This window comes from Dietzia sp. ANT_WB102 (genome assembly GCF_008369165.1).
Lineage (GTDB): Bacteria > Actinomycetota > Actinomycetes > Mycobacteriales > Mycobacteriaceae > Dietzia.
Map to the genome: position 1 here is coordinate 2,006,252 of NZ_VOBA01000001.1, position 18,558 is coordinate 2,024,809.

At 69.2% G+C, this 18,558-nt stretch carries 20 protein-coding genes; 15 read left to right on the plus strand and 5 right to left on the minus strand.

Annotation, left to right across the window (positions count from 1 at the left end; translation table 11 throughout):
- Window positions 1-76: 76 nt before the first annotated feature.
- The gene (gene fdxA, locus FQ137_RS09230) at window positions 77-400 is read left to right on the plus strand and encodes a ferredoxin (RefSeq protein ID WP_149292119.1); all 324 of its coding nucleotides are present in this window, start codon (window positions 77-79) and stop codon (window positions 398-400) included.
- A gap of 5 nt (window positions 401-405) precedes the next feature.
- Window positions 406-1,518: a succinyldiaminopimelate transaminase gene (dapC, locus tag FQ137_RS09235; RefSeq protein ID WP_188064869.1), complete on the plus strand. Its 1,113-nt coding sequence runs from the start codon at window positions 406-408 to the stop codon at window positions 1,516-1,518.
- Window positions 1,519-1,752: 234 nt separating this feature from the next.
- Here the strand turns inward: dapC and dapD are convergent, their stop codons facing one another.
- On the minus strand, window positions 1,753-2,721 hold the full coding sequence (gene dapD, locus FQ137_RS09240; RefSeq protein WP_149292121.1) for a 2,3,4,5-tetrahydropyridine-2,6-dicarboxylate N-succinyltransferase: 969 nt from the start codon (window positions 2,719-2,721) through the stop codon (window positions 1,753-1,755).
- Between the two features lie 52 nt (window positions 2,722-2,773).
- Here dapD and dapE point away from each other — a divergent pair, with 52 nt between their 5' ends.
- The 8 genes from dapE to FQ137_RS09280 all read left to right on the plus strand — a co-directional run bounded on the left by dapE (window position 2,774) and on the right by FQ137_RS09280 (window position 9,561).
- Window positions 2,774-3,946 carry a succinyl-diaminopimelate desuccinylase gene (dapE, locus tag FQ137_RS09245; protein ID WP_370452342.1) on the plus strand — a complete coding sequence of 391 codons (1,173 nt, stop codon included), beginning with the start codon at window positions 2,774-2,776 and terminating at the stop codon, window positions 3,944-3,946.
- 84 nt (window positions 3,947-4,030) lie between these two features.
- Complete coding sequence (locus tag FQ137_RS09250) at window positions 4,031-4,831, plus strand: TIGR00730 family Rossman fold protein (RefSeq protein ID WP_149292122.1); 801 nt, start codon at window positions 4,031-4,033, stop codon at window positions 4,829-4,831.
- The gene (locus FQ137_RS09255; protein WP_149292123.1) at window positions 4,831-5,385 is read left to right on the plus strand and encodes a TIGR00730 family Rossman fold protein; all 555 of its coding nucleotides are present in this window, start codon (window positions 4,831-4,833) and stop codon (window positions 5,383-5,385) included. Before FQ137_RS09250 ends, FQ137_RS09255 begins: the two co-directional genes overlap by 1 nt.
- A 74-nt stretch (window positions 5,386-5,459) precedes the next feature.
- Window positions 5,460-6,272, plus strand: coding sequence for a dihydropteroate synthase (gene folP / locus FQ137_RS09260; RefSeq protein WP_149292756.1), 813 nt, complete (start codon window positions 5,460-5,462; stop codon window positions 6,270-6,272).
- A 75-nt stretch (window positions 6,273-6,347) separates the two neighbouring features.
- Complete coding sequence (locus FQ137_RS09265) at window positions 6,348-6,716, plus strand: DivIVA domain-containing protein (protein WP_149292124.1); 369 nt, start codon at window positions 6,348-6,350, stop codon at window positions 6,714-6,716.
- Window positions 6,717-6,807: 91 nt separating this feature from the next.
- Window positions 6,808-6,975 (plus strand): DUF3117 domain-containing protein, encoded by a 168-nt coding sequence (locus FQ137_RS09270; RefSeq protein WP_067718434.1) that lies wholly within the window; start codon window positions 6,808-6,810, stop codon window positions 6,973-6,975.
- Window positions 6,976-7,051: 76 nt separating this feature from the next.
- Window positions 7,052-8,551: a M17 family metallopeptidase gene (locus FQ137_RS09275; RefSeq protein WP_149292125.1), complete on the plus strand. Its 1,500-nt coding sequence runs from the start codon at window positions 7,052-7,054 to the stop codon at window positions 8,549-8,551.
- Window positions 8,548-9,561 carry a putative RNA methyltransferase gene (locus FQ137_RS09280; protein WP_370452343.1) on the plus strand — a complete coding sequence of 338 codons (1,014 nt, stop codon included), beginning with the start codon at window positions 8,548-8,550 and terminating at the stop codon, window positions 9,559-9,561. The genes FQ137_RS09275 and FQ137_RS09280 overlap by 4 nt, the downstream gene beginning before the upstream one ends.
- Here the strand turns inward: FQ137_RS09280 and glgA are convergent.
- On the minus strand, window positions 9,550-10,716 hold the full coding sequence (gene glgA / locus FQ137_RS09285; protein WP_188064870.1) for a glycogen synthase: 1,167 nt from the start codon (window positions 10,714-10,716) through the stop codon (window positions 9,550-9,552). The two genes, FQ137_RS09280 and glgA, sit on opposite strands and share 12 nt — an antisense overlap.
- A 143-nt stretch (window positions 10,717-10,859) precedes the next feature.
- On the opposite strand from glgA, the gene glgC reads away from it, so the two are divergent.
- The gene (glgC, locus tag FQ137_RS09290; RefSeq protein ID WP_149292128.1) at window positions 10,860-12,086 is read left to right on the plus strand and encodes a glucose-1-phosphate adenylyltransferase; all 1,227 of its coding nucleotides are present in this window, start codon (window positions 10,860-10,862) and stop codon (window positions 12,084-12,086) included.
- 64 nt (window positions 12,087-12,150) lie between these two features.
- Here glgC and FQ137_RS09295 read toward each other — a convergent pair whose 3' ends face one another.
- A complete protein-coding gene (locus FQ137_RS09295) occupies window positions 12,151-12,759 on the minus strand; it encodes a hypothetical protein (protein WP_149292129.1) in 609 nt (202 codons plus the stop codon).
- A gap of 199 nt (window positions 12,760-12,958) precedes the next feature.
- Between FQ137_RS09295 and sigE the strand changes: the two genes are divergently transcribed.
- The 4 genes from sigE (at window position 12,959) to tatB (ending at window position 16,208) form a co-directional block, all read left to right on the plus strand.
- Window positions 12,959-13,579: an RNA polymerase sigma factor SigE gene (sigE, locus tag FQ137_RS09300; protein ID WP_149292130.1), complete on the plus strand. Its 621-nt coding sequence runs from the start codon at window positions 12,959-12,961 to the stop codon at window positions 13,577-13,579.
- A gap of 227 nt (window positions 13,580-13,806) precedes the next feature.
- Window positions 13,807-14,181 carry an anti-sigma factor gene (locus FQ137_RS09305; protein WP_255583920.1) on the plus strand — a complete coding sequence of 125 codons (375 nt, stop codon included), beginning with the start codon at window positions 13,807-13,809 and terminating at the stop codon, window positions 14,179-14,181.
- Between the two features lie 10 nt (window positions 14,182-14,191).
- The gene (locus tag FQ137_RS09310; protein WP_255583921.1) at window positions 14,192-15,709 is read left to right on the plus strand and encodes a S1C family serine protease; all 1,518 of its coding nucleotides are present in this window, start codon (window positions 14,192-14,194) and stop codon (window positions 15,707-15,709) included.
- A gap of 67 nt (window positions 15,710-15,776) precedes the next feature.
- Entirely contained in the window at window positions 15,777-16,208 is a 432-nt protein-coding gene (tatB, locus tag FQ137_RS09315) for a Sec-independent protein translocase protein TatB (RefSeq protein ID WP_149292132.1), read from the plus strand.
- A 107-nt stretch (window positions 16,209-16,315) separates the two neighbouring features.
- On the opposite strand, the gene FQ137_RS09320 is transcribed toward tatB, so the two are convergent.
- Window positions 16,316-17,455 carry an Mrp/NBP35 family ATP-binding protein gene (locus tag FQ137_RS09320; protein WP_149292133.1) on the minus strand — a complete coding sequence of 380 codons (1,140 nt, stop codon included), beginning with the start codon at window positions 17,453-17,455 and terminating at the stop codon, window positions 16,316-16,318.
- Window positions 17,456-17,494: 39 nt separating this feature from the next.
- Window positions 17,495-18,517, minus strand: coding sequence for a lytic transglycosylase domain-containing protein (locus FQ137_RS09325; protein ID WP_255583922.1), 1,023 nt, complete (start codon window positions 18,515-18,517; stop codon window positions 17,495-17,497).
- Window positions 18,518-18,558: the final 41 nt, after the last annotated feature.

The window sequence follows — 18,558 nt, forward strand, 5'->3', positions numbered from 1 at the left end:
TCGTGGGGCGGCGTCCGTATCCGCGTGCCCTGTGACATACGATGCAATCCATACCGCTACGAGGAAGGTGGCTGACGTGACCTACACGATCGCCGAGCCGTGCGTCGACGTGATGGACAAGTCCTGCGTCGAGGAATGTCCTGTCGACTGCATCTACGAGGGTGGGCGGATGCTGTACATCCACCCTGACGAGTGTGTCGACTGTGGAGCGTGTGAGCCTGTCTGTCCCGTGGAGGCCATCTTCTACGAGGACGACGTCCCGGATGAGTGGACCGAGTACAACGCCGCGAACGCCGACTTCTTCGTCGAGCTGGGATCGCCGGGCGGAGCGGCGAAGGTCGGCAAGGTCGACTACGACGTGCCGATGGTCAAGGCGCTCCCGCCCATGAACCAGGAGTGATCCCGGTGGTGTCGCGCCCGGAGCGTCGACCGCCCGGGCGCGCGCTCCCGGTGTTCCCCTGGGACACCCTCGTCGATGCGCGCGCCCGCGCCACGGCGCACTCGGATGGTCTCGTCGACCTCACCGTCGGAACGCCCGTCGACCCCGTCGCCCCCGTCATCCGCGAAGCGCTCGCCGCCGTTTCCGCCGAACCCGGATATCCCACGACAGTCGGTACGCCAGCCCTACGGCGGGCCGTGGTCGACGCGCTTGAGCGCCGGTACGGGATCACCGGTCTGACACCCGACGCCGTCCTGCCGGCGATAGGGACCAAGGAGCTCATCGCGGGGCTGCCCGCCCAGCTCGGATTCGGGCCGGGCCACACCGTCGTCGTGCCGGAGGTCGCCTACCCGACCTACGAGGTCGGCGCGCTGCTGGCGGGAGCGACCGTGGTCCGTGCCGACTCGCTCACGCAACTCGGCCCCTCCTCGCCGGCCCTGCTCTACCTCAACTCGCCGTCGAACCCGAGCGGCAAGGTTCTCGGCGTGGACCACCTGCGCAAGGTCGTCGGTTGGGCCCGCGATCGCGGCGTGATCGTGGCATCCGACGAGTGCTACCTCGGCCTGGTCTGGGAGGGCGAGGCGCCCTCGATCCTCGACCCCCGAGTGTCCGACGGCGATCACACTGGACTCCTGGCACTGCACTCTCTGTCCAAGACCTCCAACCTCGCGTCCTACCGCGCCGGGTTCGTCGCCGGCGACCCGGGCTTGGTCGCCGATTTGCTCGCTGTGCGTAAGCACTCCGGGATGATGATGCCGCTGCCCGTCCAATCGGCCATGACGGCTGCGCTGGGCGACGATGCACACGAGGCCGAGCAGCGGGAGCGCTACCGGGCCCGGCGGGAGCGTCTGCTGCCCGCTGTCGAGGCTGCAGGCTTCCGGATCGACTACTCCGAGGCCGGGCTATATCTGTGGGCCACCCGGGACGAACCCTGCCGGGACACCGTCGATTGGTTCGCGGCGCGCGGCGTGCTGGTGGCGCCCGGCGAGTTCTACGGGCCTGCCGGGGCGCGACACGTTCGCATCGCGCTCACCGCGACCGACGCCACGGTGGACGAAGCTGTGCGGCGGCTGGGCTGAGCCGCAGCCGGGGCGACGACGACCCCGGACCCGGACCCGGAAGCCCCCGTCTAGCGGGCCTGCCCGTCATTTCGAGGCATGGAGTCACCGAGTCCTGCTCGAGGGGTTGAGATCCTGGGGGCTCGCTGCACGGAGTGACTCGACTCGTTCGCGAGCCAGCCAGGACGGCGTGTGCCGCCCCGGGGAACGGGGCGGCACACGCCTATGACCAGGGCGCGCGTCGCGTTGGCGTCGTCAGTCGTTGGCGTGCAGGTCCGCGTTGAGCTCGACGCCTTCTCGCTTCCACGGCACCGCTTCGACGGCACCGGACAGGGAGTTGCGCCGGAACAGCAGGTTGTCCATGCCCGAGAGCTGGCCGGCCTTCACGGGCTCCCGCTCCGCCCAGGCACCCGCCCGGACGTCCACCTTGGTGCCGGCGGTGACGTACAGCCCGGCCTCGACCACGCAGTCGTCGCCGAGGGAGATCCCCACGCCCGAGTTTGCGCCAAGCAGGCAGCGCTCGCCGATCGAGATGGTTTCCTTACCGCCGCCGGAGAGTGTGCCCATGATCGAGGCGCCGCCACCGACATCGGAATCGGCGCCGACGACGACGCCCGCGGAGATGCGGCCCTCGACCATCGACGCGCCCAAGGTGCCCGCGTTGAAGTTGACGAACCCCTCGTGCATGACCGTGGTGCCCTCGGCGAGGTGTGCGCCCAGGCGGACGCGATCGGCGTCGGCGATGCGCACGCCCGACGGGACGACGTAGTCCACCATTCGGGGGAACTTGTCCACGCCGTACACGGTGACCGGGCCGCGGGCGCGCAGTTTCGCACGCACAAGTTCGAAACCCTGGACCGCGCACGGCCCGAAGTTCGTCCACACGACATTGCTCAACTTTCCGAACAGGCCATCCATGTTCGCGAAGTGCGGCTTGATGAGGCGATGGCTGATCAGGTGGAGTCGGAGGTAGGCGTCGTAGGCGTCAGCCGGCGGTTCGGTCAGGTCCTCGATCTCCACCCGGACAGCCACCTTGTCGACCCCTCGATCGGTGTCCGGACCGGCCAGCGGCGCCAGCTCGGCTGGCACCTCGTCGCCGGACAGGACCCGGTGACCGCTGGCGGATGCGGCGCCCAGCTCCGGCTCGGGGTACCACACGTCGAGAACGGTGTGGTCAGACGTCAGTGTGGCGATCCCGGTGGCCACGGCTCCATGTGCACTCATGGCCCCGATGTTAGCGGTCGCCCCCGACGTGCACGGGCCACGGGCAACTAAGGTGTATACCGTGACCGCTGCCCTCGATCTGACCGCAGACCCGGTCGACCTCACCCGCGCCCTGGTCGACATCCCCAGTCCCTCCCGGGAGGAGGACGCTATCGCCTCCGCGGTGCACGAGGCGCTCGCCACGACCGTCGCGGGGTTCATCGGGCCCGCCGCGGGCCGGGCCGAGGTCGTGCGGGACGGCAACCGGGTGCTCGCGCGGACCACACGCGGATTGCCGACCAGGGTCGTGCTCGCCGGACATCTCGACACGGTCCCGCTGGCCGACAATGTCCCGTGCCGGGTCACCGGCGAGGGGGCGGACATGGTCCTCCACGGATGCGGGACCGTGGACATGAAGTCCGGGGACGCAGTGTTCCTGCACCTGTTCGCGGCCCTGGCGGACTCCGAGGACCTGGCCCACGACCTCACGTTGGTCTTCTACGACTGCGAGGAGATCGAGGCCACGGCCAACGGTCTCGGTGTCCTCGAGCGCACTCACCGCGACTGGCTGGCGGGCGACGTGGCGATCCTCGGGGAGCCGACCGGCGGGCTCATTGAAGCCGGTTGCCAGGGGACCCTCCGGATCCGGGTCCACGCCCGGGGAGTGCGAGCCCACTCCGCGCGGAGTTGGCTGGGCGACAACGCCGTCCACCGGCTGGCTCCGGTGCTCGCCGCACTCGGCGCCTACGAGGCCCGGTCGGTGGACATCGACGGGTGCGTCTACCGTGAGGGCCTGCAGGCGGTACGGATGTCTGCAGGTGTCGCCGGAAACACGGTCCCGGACGAGGCGTGGCTCGATGTGAACTTCCGTTCAGCCCCGGACCGGGACACCGAGGCGGCACTCGGGCGCGCCCTCGACGCACTGGGCCTGAGCGGGGTCCCGCGAGTGGGAACCGGCGAAGAGCCACCCGCCGAGCCTGGCCTGTACTGGGAGCTCACAGACCTCTCACCGGGGGCACTGCCCGGCCTCGCGGCACCCGCTGCGCTGGAGCTGGTCCGCGCGGCCGGCGGGCGGGTCCGTGCGAAATACGGGTGGACCGATGTGTCCCGTTTCGCCGCCTTGGGGATCCCTGCGGTCAACCTCGGACCTGGCGACCCCGGTATGGCCCACAAGCGCGATGAGCACTGTCCCGCCGGTCAGATCACGGAGGTCGCCCGAGTGCTTCGTTCGTACCTCACCGGATAGGGCTGAGGCCGCCCGGGATCGATTTCATCCACGATCCGGTTACCACAGCCTCACTCTCACACCACAAAAGGAGTACCCCGGCCCATGGCCCCCAACGACCCCGTCCACATGCGAGGCCCAGTCCTCGTGCGTCGTGAGAAAGGTGGCGAGCGCACCACCACCGATCAGCGCCTACTGGACAAGAACCAGGACACTGATTGGCTGCACACCGACCCGTGGCGGGTCCTTCGCATACAAAGCGAATTCGTCAACGGCTTTGGCGCGTTGGCGGAGATGCCGGACGCGGTCAGTGTGTTCGGTTCAGCCCGCACCCGTCCCGGGGATCCCGCGTACGAGCAGGCGGTAGAGCTCGGCCGAGCGCTGACGGAGGCCGGCTATGCGGTGGTCACCGGTGGCGGGCCCGGCCAGATGGAGGCGGCCAACAAGGGTGCGTGGGAAGCCAATGGACGGTCAGTCGGCCTGGGCATCGAACTGCCCGAGGAACAGGGCCTCAACCGGTGGGTGGACTTGGGTCTGCACTTCCGCTACTTCTTCATCCGCAAGACGATGTTCGTCAAGTACACCCAGGCATTCGTGTGCACGCCAGGCGGGTTCGGCACCCTCGACGAGTTCTTCGAGGCGATCACTCTGGTACAGACGGACAAGATCACCCGATTCCCGATCGTGCTGCTGGGAGTGGACTTCTGGGCCCCGCTTGCCGACTGGATCCGCGGAACGCTCGCCGAGCAGGGGATGATCTCGGCATCCGATCTCGACTTGTTCCTCGTGACCGACTCCGTATCGGAGGCCGTGGAGTACATCTGCGAAGCCCACCACCGGGCGGCGCAGACGGCGGAGGATCGTGAGGACCTGTACGGCGAGGAGCACCGCGGGGTCGAACGCTGATGGCCCCGGTCCCTGGCCGTCGCGTGTGTGTCTACTGCGCCTCTTCCACCACCGATCCGGAGCTCCTGGCCATCGCCACCGACGTGGGAGGAGCCATCGCCCGACGCGGATGGTCGCTCGTGTCCGGAGGTGGGAACATCTCGATGATGGGCGCGCTCGCCGAGGCGGTCCGCACGGGCGGTGCACGCACCGTCGGAGTCATCCCCGAAGGTCTGCGAGTCCGGGAGGTCGCCGACACGGCGGCCGATGAGCTCGTCGTCGTCACCTCCATGCGTGAACGCAAGCGCGAGATGGAGGAGCGCTCCGACGCCTTCCTCACGTTGCCCGGCGGTATCGGCACCTTGGAGGAGATGTTCGAAATGTGGACCTCGGCCTCCTTGGGTTTCCATCACAAACCGGTGGTCCTTTACGACCCCATCGGGTTCTACCGCCCTCTGCTCGACTGGGTCGGGGAGCTTGCAGAGCGCGGGCTGGTCAAGCACGAGGCCCTGGAGAGTCTGGTGGTGCGCGACGACCTCGATGCCGCGCTGGACGCCTGTGGCGGCCGCCGGTGAACACCACCGGAGGCGGCGCCGGCCCGGCGCCCACGCTGTGTGGCCGCCCGGTGCCAGTGGACCGGCCTCTCGTGATGGCGATCGTCAACCGCACACCGGACTCCTTCTACGACCGTGGGGCGACGTACACCGACACCGCTGCGATGACCCGGGTAGAGGAAGTGGTGGCGGCAGGGGCGGACGTCCTCGACATCGGCGGCGTCAAGGCCGGTCCCGGCGACCCGGTGGACGCCGACGAGGAGACCCGCAGGGTCGTGCCGTTCGTGGAGGCGGTGCGCGACCGCCACCCGGATGTCGTGATCTCGATCGACACCTGGCGAGGTGAGGTCGCCAGGCGCGCGTTGGCGGCCGGGGCGGACATGGTCAACGACACGTGGGCGGGTTACGATCCCGGGGTCCTCGCCGCGGCCGCCGAGGCGGGCGCCGGGTTCGTCTGCTCCCACACGGGGGGCGCAGTGCCGCGGACAAGGCCGTTCCGCGTGGGGTATGACGACGTCGTCCGTGATGTCGTCACCGAACTCACGGCCGCCGCCGAAAGTGCCCTCGCGGCGGGAGTCCCGGCGGACGGCGTCCTCATCGACCCCACCCACGACTTTGGGAAGAACACCTTTCACGGCCTCGAGTTACTCCGGCGGATGGACGAGATCGTGGCTATCGGGCACCCCGTCCTCATGGCTCTGAGCAACAAGGACTTCATCGGCGAGACCTTGGACGCAGGTGTCGACGACCGGGCGGAGGGCACGTTCGCGGCCACCGCGGTCGCTGCCTACCTTGGTGCGCGGGTATTCCGCACTCACGATGTTCCGGGGACGATGCGCGTCCTCGAGATGGTGGCCTCGATCGTGGGGACCCGCCGACCTGCCCGAACCGTCCGCGGGCTGGCTTGACTCGCCACGCCGCCGCGCGCGGCCCGTGTGCCACACTGATCTCGGCGGTCATCACTACAGGAGGGGAGCCCGGGCATGCTCACCATCGTCGTCTACGTGGTCGTCACCCTGCTCGTGGCTGCGGGACTGTTCGCGTTGTCGCTCGTGGTGTTCGGCCGTTCTGAGGTGCTGCCACCCGTGTCGCGGGGCCATACGGTCACGCATCTCCCCGCGGGGCCGCTGACCGGGGAGGATTTCCGTTCAGTGCGCTTCGGGATGTCCGCCCGCGGCTACACCATGGCGGAGGTCGACTGGGCACTGGAGCAGGCTGCGGTCGAGATCGACCGGTTGCGTGCTCTCGTGGGTGGGGATCTCCCCGCGGGAGAGGGGAATGCGGCAAATGAGGCAGGGGCCGTGATGGACGGTCGTTCCGCTACGGCATCCGGACACGGCCGAACACGCTAGAATCGTAATCATCCACTCAGCAGTACCGATCGTGGATCCGGCGCCCTATGAGTGCGCCGGACCGCGGACAAGGACGAAGGGAAACGACTCGATGGCGGCTATGAAGCCCAGGACCGGTGACGGACCGATGGAAGCGGCCAAGGAAGGCCGTGGGATCGTCATGCGCGTCCCGCTGGAGGGTGGCGGACGCCTCGTCGTCGAGCTGACCCCCGACGAGGCGAAGTCGCTCAGCGAGGAGCTGTCGCAGGCCATCTCCTGATCGATTATCTCACTGATGCTGGCGCATCCGACCCTCGTGGCGGATGCGCCGCCTCATTTCTTGGAAGGCCTCCCCGATGTCCGTCGTTCCCAGTCGTCCACTGCCAGCGGTCCGTGTCGTCACCGGTCTGGCACCTGATGGGGCCATGCCGGTCGTGACGCGGCCCCCCGAGCCCGGGCGCACGCCACGCGGGCTCGCCGTCGAGGCGCGGGTGTCCGTGCGCGACGGGAGGCCGGTGGTGGAGGTCGAACTGGATGCCTCCGCGCCTCGTGCGGGCTGGGCGGGCGCAGTGGATCACGGTCTGGGCTACCGGCGGGCCGGCGCCGCGGTGGCCCGGCACCTGCGCGACTCGCGGGTCGAGGGGCCGGTGACCCTCGCCGTTCCCGGTGCGGTGCCGCTCGACAGGGTGGGCGAGTTGGTCCTGGGGTACCTCGTCGGTGCGCGCGGGCAGGACGTTTTCGCCGCCGACCCCGCCTCGGTCGTACCGGATCTGGTCGTTCAGGTGGCGCCCGGTACGGGAGGCGTTGACGACGACGAGGGTGCCGTCGCCCGTGCGGTGGCGACTGCCGAGGAGGCAGCCCGGGCGACCGCGGTGGCCCGCGATCTCGCCGGGGCGCCCTCGGATCTGAAGACGCCCGAGTGGCTGGTGTCCCGGATGGCCGAGGCGTTAGGCGCGGCGGGGATGCAGACCGAGGTCATCGAGGGCGAGGGGCTCGTCTCCGGCGGCTTCGGCGGCGTGCTGGCGGTGGGCACGGGATCGGCGGCCGATCCGCGCGTGCTGGTCGCCCGCCGGCGCGGTTCCGGCCCGCGGGTGCTGCTGGTAGGCAAGGGCATCACCTTCGACACCGGGGGTATCTCGGTCAAGCCAGCCGACGGGATGCATCTCATGCGCACGGACATGGCGGGGTCGGCCGCGGTCGTGGCGGCGGCCGCGGCGTTCTGCGCGGACGACTCGCCCGGGTACGCCGATCTTGATCTCACCGTCGTGGTGCCGTCGGCCGAGAACATGCTGTCGGGCTCCGCCTACCGACCGGGCGATGTCGTCACCCACGTAGGTGGCACGACCTCAGAGGTCACCAACACCGATGCGGAGGGCCGGATGGTCCTCGCCGACGCGCTCGCCCACGGCATCTCCGAGTGCGACCCAGAGGTCGTGGTGGACGTGGCCACCCTCACCGGGGCGATGAAGATTGCGCTGGGGATGCGGACCGGCGCGGTGATGGCGAATGACGACGATCTGGCGCAGAGGATCGCCGCAGCGGGCGCCGCGGCGGGGGAGCGTTGGTGGCGACTGCCACTATCCGAAGACCTGCGCCCGGCGGTACGGTCGGACATCGCCGACCGCCGCCAGGCTCCCAAGGGGCCCGGTGCCATCACCGCAGCCTTGTTCCTCGAGGGCTTCGTCGACGGTCGCCCCTGGGCGCATCTCGACATCGCCGGGCCCGCTCGCTCACCCGACGAGATCGACGAGGTGGGGCCGGTGGCGACCGGGTTCGCAACCCGGACGCTGCTCGTGTTTCTCCGCAACCTCGCGGACCGGCCCCGCCGGGGATCCACGGGCGGGCCGCAGCAGTGAGCCACGGGCGGGCTGCTCTCGAGCGGGTCGTCCCCTTGTTGCGCTGCCCCGTTTGCGGGCAGAGCATGCAGTCTTCCGGGCTGACGGTCGAGTGCACCGGCGGGCACTCGTTTGATCGGGCCCGCCAGGGGCACCTCAGTCTTTTTGGCCCCCGTGGCCGGCGGTTCCCGGGCGACGGGACGGACCAGGTGGCGGCTCGTGACCGAGTCCTCCGGTCGGGGCTGTTCGATCCGCTGGCCGCAGCGCTCGCCGGTGTCGCCCGAGAGGCGCTGTCGCGCACGACTGACCATTCCCGCACGGGTCCGCTGCGGCCGGTGGTGCTCGAGCCCGGCGCCGGTACCGGCTTTTACCTCGCGGCGGTCGTCGAGGCGGTGAAGCGCGCCGGTGGCGATACCGAGAAGAGGACGGGCGACGGTCTCGCTGCGAGAGAGGAGAGCGGGCCGGACGCCCCCGGGTCCGACGCCCCAAGGTCGGCCGTCCTCAAGTCGGACGTCCTCGGGATCGGCACCGAGATCTCCACCGCGGCAGCGCGTCGGCTCGCCAGGGTCCACGAAGACGTGGCGGCGCTGGTGGCGGACACCTGGGACGGGCTCCCGCTCGTGGATGCCTGCGTTGACCTGGTGCAGGTGGTGTTCGCCCCCAGGAACCCGGCCGAATTCGCGCGGGTACTGCGCCCGGGTGGGACGTTGGTCGTTGCCGTTCCCGGGCCGGGCCACCTCGAGCCGCTTCGCTCTGCCGGGGGCCTGCTTGAACCGGCCCCGGGCAAGGGGGACCGTCTGGACGCCGATTTGTCTGGGCTCTTCGGGCCGGATGCAGTGCGCACCGTTGACGTGCGCACCGAGGTTCCCGCGTCCGTTGCCGTGGATCTGGCGCTCATGGGGCCGAGCGGAGTGCATCTCGAGAGGGCCCGTCTCGAGGAGCGGCTCGGGCCCGCGGATCGTCCGGTCAGGCTGCAGGTCGAGGTGCGGACATACACGCTCCTGCCGACTGGGGGACCGCTACAGCAGTGAGGCGTACATCCGGTGGGTCTGCTCGGCGATCGCCTGCCACGAGAACCGGGTCCCGGCCCGCTCCTTGCCCGCCCGACCCATCCGGGCGGCTTTGGCCGGGTCCGCCACGAGGTCGTTGACCGCCGCCGCGATTCCGGCCTCGAACGCTTCGATCGCGGATTCGTCGTAGTGGACGAGGAGGCCGGTCTCGCCGTCGACGACCACCTCCGGTATCCCGCCGACATCGGATGCCACGACTGCCGCGTCGCACGCCATGGCCTCGAGATTGACGATGCCGAGCGGTTCGTAGACAGACGGGCAGACGAAGACGGACGCGGCCGAGAGGATCTCGATGACCTCTTCTCGCGGCAACATGTCACGCAGCCAGAAGACCCCGTCGCGAATGGATTGCAGATCCGCCACGAGTGATTCCATCTCGGCCGCGATCTCGGGGGTGTCCGGGGCGCCTGCGCACAGCACCAGCTGGGCATCCGGGTGGAAGTCCCGGGCGGCACGGACCAGGTGGGGGACCCCCTTCTGGCGTGTGATCCGGCCGACGAACGCCACGATCGGCCGGTCCGGGTCCACTCCGTTCCTGCGCAGCACCGAGTCCTCGCCGCCGAAGGTCTCGACGGGGGACCACACCGAGGTGTCGATGCCGTTGAGGATCACGTGGATGCGGTCCGGATCGATCTCCGGGTAGACGCGCAGGATCTCGTCCTTCATCCGCGAGCTCACCGCCACCACGGCGTCGGCGTGCGCAAAGGCGTTGCGCTCCGACCACGACGAGACCCGGTACCCCCCGCCGAGCTGCTCGGCCTTCCAGGGCCGACTGGGCTCGAGGGAATGGGCGGACACGACGTGAGGGATACCGTAGAGCTGCGCTGCGAGGTGCCCGGCCAGACCCGTGTACCAGGTGTGCGAATGGACGATGTCCGCCGCTTCGGCCGCGATGCTCATGCGCAGTCCGGCGGAGAGGGTCTGGATCGCGGGGTTGGCGTCCGCGCCCAGTTCGGGATCCGGCCGGAAGGCCCGGGCGGTGTCGCGGTCCTCACCCATGCACAGCACGTCCACCTCGCACAGGGGCCGCAGGTTGGCCACCAGTTCGGTCACGTGCACGCCAGCCCCGCCGTAGACCTCAGGCGGGTATTCCCTCGTCATCATCGCTACTCGCACACCAGCCAACGTAGTCGTTCGGGCTGTTGCCCGAGGCGTGCCCGGTGAACACAGCCCATCCCCGGGGTGGAGACTTCGTGCGTGTCGGGGGCAAACCCCGCGATGAGCTCTGCCGGGATGCTCGGAGTAGTTACGGTGGGGGAGTGAGGAATCAGCCGCACGTCCTAGCAATCGTCCTCGCCGGTGGCGAGGGCAAGCGACTCTTCCCGCTTACGGCGGATCGCGCGAAACCTGCGGTGCCGTTCGGGGGGTCTTATCGTCTCATCGACTTCGTGTTGAGCAACCTGGTCAATGCGGGGTTCATGCGGATCTGTGTCCTCACGCAATACAAGTCCCATTCGCTCGACCGCCACATCGCTCAGGTGTGGCACATGCGCGGGATGGGTGGCGAGTACGTCGCGCCGGTCCCGGCCCAGCAACGTCTCGGACCACGCTGGTACACCGGTTCGGCCGACGCGATACTGCAGTCGCTCAACCTGGTATACGACGAGAAGCCGGACCACATCGTCGTGTTCGGCGCCGACCACGTGTACCGGATGGATCCCAGGCAGATGCTGGACCACCACATCTCCACCGGCGCCGCGGTGACCGTCGCAGGAATCCGGGTCCCGCGCAGTGAGGCGTTCGCGTTCGGCTGCATCGACGCAGGGGAGGACGACCTGATCCGAGGCTGGGTGGAGAAGCCCACCGACCCCCCGGGGACGCCGGACGATCCGGACGCGACCTTCGCGTCCATGGGCAACTACATCTTCACCACCGAGGCGCTCATCGAGGCGCTCAAGGCGGACGCGGAGAAACCCGATTCCACCCACGACATGGGCGGCGACATCATCCCCGCCCTCGTGGAGCAGGAGCGAGCCTACGTCTACGACTTCGCCCTGAACCATGTGCCAGGGGAGACCGAGCGCGACGCTGGATACTGGCGCGACGTCGGCACCATCGACGCGTTCTATGACGCCCACATGGACCTGGTGTCCGTGCACCCGGTGTTCAACCTTTACAACTCTCTGTGGCCCATCCGGACCCAGCAGGACAACCTGCCCCCCGCGAAGTTCGTCAACGGCGGTATGTCGCAGGAGTCCATGGTCGGTTCGGGGACGATCGTTTCCGCCGCCACCGTTCGCAACTCGGTGCTCTCCAACAACGTGATCGTTGAGGACGGAGCGGTCGTTGAGGGAAGCGTCATCATGCCCGGTGTACGCATTGGTCGGGGGGCGGTGGTTCGCAAGGCGATCGTCGACAAGAACTGTCACATCGGCGACGGGGACCTCATCGGCGTGGACCACGAACGCGACCGCAGTCGGTTCCCGGTGAGCGCGGGGGGAGTGGTGAGCGTGGCGAAGAATACCGTCACCACGCTGCCGGGCTGACTCCTCCCAGGGCGACCACTCAGCGGGCGACGTCGTCGAGGGTAACTTGTCGAAGGAAGACTCCTCAGAGGGTGACGACGGTGAGGCCGGTCCCCACCGGCAGCACCGTGATGTGCGCGCTCCCGGGCAGGTCCGCGTCCTCGGGCAGTGGCGCATGTTCGCCGATCAGGACCAGTGCGCCGCCTGCACGAAGGAGTTGGTGGGATCGCGAAATCACGCGCGGCACCGAGTGCGCCGGTACATCGGCGACCACGAGGTCGTAGGCCCCGTCCGCCAGCTTGTCCGCCACCTCGAGCGGTCGGGCGGCGATGTACCGAGCGGAGGAGGAGGGGTAACCCGCCCCACGGACCGCCGCCCGCGCCGCGTCGAGGTGATGTGGGTCGTCGGTGATGCAAGTGACCACCGCTCCGGAGCCAGGCCCCGCCGCGGCGAGGATAGCCAGTGCGGGGACGCCGGGCGCTGGGGTGATGCAGACGGCGGCGCGGGTGCCGTTCAGCTTGGCGATGAGGCGGATGGCATCCGCGGTCAGAGCGCCCGGCGATGCGGCGCCGAGCTCCTCGGCCTCGGCCCGTGCGGACGCGTACAGGGAGTCGTCGACGAGGGCGGCGCTACGGCGAGCCACCGCGTCGAGGCCGGAGCTATCGGTGGTGGGGACGTCAGAAGAATCGGACACCTGGCCAGCGTATCGCCGTCAGGGGTGCGAACGGTGACCAACGCGCGGTGATCGGATCGGTATCAGACTCTCAGCTATGTATCAGTTCGTGTCTATCGTGAGGCAAGCCCCATGGTGCAGGGTGGGGTAACGCTGCGCCACGAGGGCGCGGCGCACCACCGCGCGGGCTCCGGTCCGGGCCGGAAGGCGGCGGCAGCGTATGTATTCAAGAACCGTGTACGGGACGATGATCGCTCCGGTCGCCACCGAGGAGCACCTCGGGACCGCACGCTTCGATGCCACCGGCGACGCCGCAGACATGCCGTCCTGGTCGCAACTCGTCGCGCAGCACGGCGACCGTGTGTACCGGCTGGCGTATCGACTATGCGGGAACGCCCACGACGCTGAGGACATCACGCAGGAGGCGTTCATCAGGGTGTTCCGCTCGTTGGACCGCTACAAGCCGGGAACCTTCGAGGGCTGGATGCACCGCATCGTCACGAACCTCTTCCTCGACTCCGCACGCCGTCGCGGCCGCATCCGCTTCGAGGCGCTGCCCGACGACGCCGAACGCGTGCCCGGTCGTGAACGAAGCCCCGAGCAGGTGTTGTCGGAGGAGACGTTCGACCCCGTCCTGCAGACCGCACTGGCCAACTTGTCGCCGGAGTTCCGCGCAGCCGTGGTTCTCAGCGACATCGAAGACCTCAGCTACGAGGAGGTCGGCCGGATCTTGGGCGTCAAGATGGGCACCGTCCGGAGCCGGATCCACCGAGGCCGCGCCGCGTTGCGGGCCGAACTCGAGGCCGCAGGGGTGACCAGCGCCCACCAGCGCATCGACTGATCGCACGCTGCCGGTCGACCGAATCGACCCCGCGGAGACTGAGCGCGTGCGGGCCGGGAACTCGTCAGGGGTGCCGGACGTTGATCACCTCGACGGGGTCGCCGGCGCACCGGCGTGACGACCGGAGAGGGGGCAGGGGCGTGGACGGACACCGCTATAGGCGCGGGCGGGACCGCGGCCCCCGACCCGGGCCCGAGTTCACATTGTCGTACGACTCAGCTCGGGAAGTGGTCGGCTCGACCGGCCCGCCCCGCTCCAGGGAGAGCTTCCTATCCACCGATCACCTGTCCATAGAAGCTGCCGCGGCCTATGTCGACGGGCAACTTCCCGCCGCCGGGCAGGCGCGCGCAGATGCCCACCTTGCCCGGTGTGAGCTCTGTCGCCAGGAAGTCGACGATCAGCGCGAGGCACGTCGCGTCCTGCGCGGCTCCGGCCCCATACAGATGCCCCCCGAACTCCTCGAACGGCTGCGATCGCTCGAGGGCACACCCGATCCCGCCGGGCCACCCCCTCGCGTGTTCGCTGCCGGGAACGACGGTCACGTCGACCGGCGCGTCGACTGGGCGAGACTGCTGCGCCGGTTGTGGCGCCGCGGCCACTAGGGTGGTCCGAGTGGAGGACGACATAGGCGTGCCCGGGCACGCGACGCGGGACGGGGAACCCGACCGCCCGCTTCGTGAACCCGCTCCGATCCATCGGCCTGACATAGATGAGGACGTCGTCGCTCGGTTCTCCCGGCCCGTCGGGGTCACGGGTGGATTTGATCCATCCCGAGAGAGCGACGTCGGCGACTACCGCCCCTCCCCCCTGCGGGACGCCGACCCGGTCTTGGCCCAGGCCTTCGCCCCCGGCCCGGGGACCGCCCGGGGTATCGAGCGCCATCCGACGTGGCAGGACGACTCCGACACCCTGCCCCCGCCCACACCAGACCCGTGGCGAGACCCGAACGCCCCGGTCGGTTACGGCGTCCCCGCGATGCCCACGACGCAGGAGCCCGGCACGGTCGATCTGTCCGGCGCGAACGAGGCCCCGGCTCCGAAGCTGTCGCTGTCCGAAGCACTGTACGACCGTCGACTGAGCCGGCAGTCCCTGGCTGGGGCAGTCGCCGCCGTCGCAGTCGTCGCACTGGTAGGCGGCGCCGTCGGCGCCATCGTCGCGGACTCCGCCCGCGTCCTGACAACCTCCACCGTCCGGATCGCCGACGCACCGGAGAAGGTCCTGCGTCCCGACAACCTGGTCGGTGAGGTTGCACAGCGGGTCCAACCGGCTGTGGTCAATATCCAGGTGTCGACCCCGTCCGCACGAGGCGAGGGATCGGGGATCGTTATCGACCCGCAGGGCTACATCGTCACGAACAACCACGTCGTCACCATGGATGGCGCCGCCGACCGCGCGGACATCGACGTCATCTTTCCCGACGGCTCCAGAGCCCCCGCCGAGATGGTCGGGCGTGACCCGGCCACGGACCTCGCGGTTCTCAAGGTTAAGGACATCCAGAACCTCACCGTCGCCACGCTGGGCGACTCGGACAACGTCGAGGTGGGGGAGCAGGTCATCGCCATCGGTTCGCCGCTCGGGCTCGCGCGGACGGTCACCGAGGGCATCGTCTCCGCGACGCAGCGGCCGATCGCCCTCGGGGAGTCCACCTCCGACGAGGACGTCGTGATCGACGCGATCCAGACCGACGCTGCGATCAACCCGGGAAACTCCGGAGGTCCGCTCATCGACGGTGCCGGTGCGGTCATCGGTATCAACACCTCCATCTTCACCCAGTCCGGAGGCTCCATCGGGCTCGGGTTCGCCATCCCGGTCAACGACGTGCGCGACATAGCGACGTCCCTGATGACCGAAGGCACCGCCCGCCACGCCACCATCGGCGTCAACGCTCGCAAGGCGGACAACGGGGCCGTCGAGGGCGCAGAGATCGTCAACGTCCGAGACGGGTCTCCCGCGCAGGAGAGTGGTCTGCGCGAAGGAGACGTGGTGACCCGGGTCGGCGAGCGGCGTGTGCGTTCTTCGGACGAACTGGTGGTTGCCGTCCGCCGTGCCGGAGCCGACGATGACGTCCCGGTCGAGGTCATCCGCGGCGGGACACGGGTCGAATTGACCGTGCATCCGACCCTGGGCTGACCGCAGTGGGGGATCGGCAACAGATCGGGCTCCCGCCCGTGGGCCTGGCCACGTATCCTGGGCAGCGATGTTCACAAACGTGGGGTGGTCCGAGCTCCTGGTGCTCGGCGTGGTGGCGTTGGTCGTTCTTGGACCCGAGCGTCTACCCGAGGCTGCCCGCTGGCTGGCCTCGGCGATCCGGAAGGTCCGTGAATTCGCCAGTAGCGCGCAACAGCAGCTCAAGGACGACTATGGGACGGAGTTCGAGGAGTTTCGCGAGCCCCTCAAGCAACTCAACGACCTGCGCGGTCTGAGTCCGCGGGCGATGGTCACCAAGCACCTGCTGGACGGTGACGACTCCCTGTTCTCGGGGGACTTCGGGGCTGCTGCGCCGGCGGGAAGCCCAGCTGCGGAACCGCGCCGGTCGACTGCGCCGCGCCCGGCTGAATCCACACCTGTGGGAGACGAGCCCGCGCCGACTCCGTCTTCCGGTCCCATCTGGGACAGCGACGCGACATAGATCTTCTGCGCTTCCACCCGAGGTAGCCCCCGCAGAACAGAGCACCGTGCTGGTGCCCTGGGTGCCCGCGGAGCGGCCGGAAGGCTGAACCCCGGCCGCTCCGTGACTCAGAGGTGTCGAGTGGTGTCGATCCCGAGGTTCATGCCGGCCAGGCCCCGCGGCCGCACGGCCAAGCCGTCAGCGATCTCGCGGTATGCGCGTCCGGACGGAGAGTCCGGCTCGGCGAGGACGATCGGCGTGCCCTCATCCCCGTGCTCGCGCACGGCCTGCTCCAATGGAATCTGGCCCAGCAACGAGACGGGTGCACCAACCGAGCGGGAAAGGTTGGCCGCCACCTCGGCGCCGCCACCCGTGCCGAAGACGTCCATCCTCGTTCCGTCGGGCAGTTCGAGCCACGACATGTTCTCGATGACACCGGCGATGCGCTGGCGGGTCTGGAGTGCGATCGAGCCGGCTCGCTCGGCCACTTCCGCGGCGGCCTGTTGCGGCGTGGTGACCACAAGGATCTCTGCGGATGGGATGAGTTGGGCGATCGAGATGGCCACGTCGCCGGTACCCGGGGGCAGGTCCATAAGGAGGACGTCGAGGTCCCCCCAGTACACGTCGGCGAGGAACTGCTGGAGTGCACGGTGCAGCATGGGCCCGCGCCACACCACAGGCGTGTTGCCCTTGGTGAACTGTGCGATCGAGATGACCTTCACCTCGTGCGCGACGGGCGGCAGGATCATCTGCTCCACCTGGGTCGGCCGAGCGTCGGTACCCAGCATCCGCGGAATCGAGTGACCGTAGATGTCGGCGTCAAGTACACCCACGGACAGGCCGCGTGACGCGAGGGCCGTCGCGAGGTTGACTGTCGCGGTGGACTTGCCCACCCCGCCCTTGCCGGAGGCGACCGCGTAGACGCGGGTCAGGTTGCCGGGTTGGGCGAACGGGATGACCGGCTCGGCGGCGTCGCCCCGCAGATGCTTTCGCAGTTCGGTGCGCTGCTCGTCGCTCATCACGTCGAGTTCGACTTTCACCTCACCTACGCCCGGGACATCGGAGACCGCGGAGCGGACGCGGTCGGTGATGGTGTCGCGCATCGGACATGTCGCGACGGTCAGGTAGATGCCGACGTCGACCCGGCCGGTAGCGGGGTCAACCTCGACGCCCTTGACCATGCCGAGTTCCGTGAGCGGCTTGCGGATCTCCGGGTCATCGACCTTCGCCAGAGCGGCGCGGATCAGTTCTTCGCTGGGTGCACTCATGATGCCCCGAGTCTAGGCGTCACGGCATCCCGTGACGATTCAGGCGGGGGGCGGTGGCGCACAGAAGGGAGGGATACAGGGCAACTCGAACACGGGCAGACCCGGCGGGGCAGGAACCGCAGGCGCTGCCGCGGGAGGAGCCTCGTGTCCCGGCGTAGGCGTAGGCGTAGGCGAGGTGCTGGGTGCCGGCGGCGCAGCCGGGGGAGTGACTTCCGAGCAACCGGGCACCGGGAGTTGGGGCTCACCCGGCGCGGCCGGCTCGGGTGCGGCGGTGGGTTTGCCCTCCCAACCGTCCGGGCATCGCTCGGGCAGCTTCGGAGGTTCGATGGTGGGTTCGGGCCGGTGGATTTCCGGCAGATCAGACGGTAGCGGGAACGCATTGACCGCGTAGCCGTGGGCCCAGGCGTTCACGTTGGCAACATAGGCCAGGGAGTTGTTGTAGGCCAGGACCGCGCGGGTGCGGGCCGCCGGATCCGCCATCGACCCTCCCTGGCCACACAGCAGAGTCGCTGCCGCCAGTGCACCGTCGTAGATGTTGTTCGGGTCGGCCACTCCGTCATCATTTCCGTCGCGACCAAGCAGGGCCCACGTGGAGGGGATGAACTGCACGGGGCCGACCGCGCGGTCGAATTCCGGATCACCGTCGAACCGACCACCGTCGGTGTCAGTGATGACGGCTGTGCCCGGAACGCTCCCGTCGAGGCGAGGGCCGAGGATGCGACCGATGGTGTTGCCGTGGACGTCGAACTGGCCGCGACCCTGGTTGGACTCGACCTGGCCGATCCCGGCCAGGAGTGTCCAATCCATCTCACAGGCGGGATTCGCGGCGTTGAGACGATCCGTCGCCCGGTGATAGGCGTCGAGTGCGATGCCCGGGATCCCCAACGGCCCGTCCGGGATGGTCGCGGGCTCGATGTGGAGTGCACCGGAATCCTCCGGTGCGGCGGGCTCAGCTTCCGGGGTCGATTCGGCAGTGAGTGGAGACTCGGTCACCGTCGGCGTGCTGGGGGAGGATTCGGCCAGCGGCGCGATGTCCGGTGGCGCAGATCGGCTGGTGTCCATGGTCAGTCCCACAGTCGCGAGCACGGCGATTGCGCTCGCGG

What these genes read in the sequence shown, in the direction of transcription:
- sigE (WP_149292130.1), top strand. Translation starts at nt 12,959, where the DNA reads ATGTATTCAAGAACCGTGTACGGGACGATGATCGCTCCGGTCGCCACC.
- tatB (WP_149292132.1), top strand. Translation starts at nt 15,777, where the DNA reads ATGTTCACAAACGTGGGGTGGTCCGAGCTCCTGGTGCTCGGCGTGGTG.
- folP (WP_149292756.1), top strand. Translation starts at nt 5,460, where the DNA reads ATGGCGATCGTCAACCGCACACCGGACTCCTTCTACGACCGTGGGGCG.
- FQ137_RS09325 (WP_255583922.1), bottom strand. Translation starts at nt 18,517, where the DNA reads ATGGACACCAGCCGATCTGCGCCACCGGACATCGCGCCGCTGGCCGAA.
- FQ137_RS09255 (WP_149292123.1), top strand. Translation starts at nt 4,831, where the DNA reads ATGGCCCCGGTCCCTGGCCGTCGCGTGTGTGTCTACTGCGCCTCTTCC.
- FQ137_RS09275 (WP_149292125.1), top strand. Translation starts at nt 7,052, where the DNA reads ATGTCCGTCGTTCCCAGTCGTCCACTGCCAGCGGTCCGTGTCGTCACC.
- FQ137_RS09265 (WP_149292124.1), top strand. Translation starts at nt 6,348, where the DNA reads ATGCTCACCATCGTCGTCTACGTGGTCGTCACCCTGCTCGTGGCTGCG.
- FQ137_RS09270 (WP_067718434.1), top strand. Translation starts at nt 6,808, where the DNA reads ATGGCGGCTATGAAGCCCAGGACCGGTGACGGACCGATGGAAGCGGCC.
- FQ137_RS09250 (WP_149292122.1), top strand. Translation starts at nt 4,031, where the DNA reads ATGGCCCCCAACGACCCCGTCCACATGCGAGGCCCAGTCCTCGTGCGT.
- FQ137_RS09320 (WP_149292133.1), bottom strand. Translation starts at nt 17,455, where the DNA reads ATGAGTGCACCCAGCGAAGAACTGATCCGCGCCGCTCTGGCGAAGGTC.
- dapD (WP_149292121.1), bottom strand. Translation starts at nt 2,721, where the DNA reads ATGAGTGCACATGGAGCCGTGGCCACCGGGATCGCCACACTGACGTCT.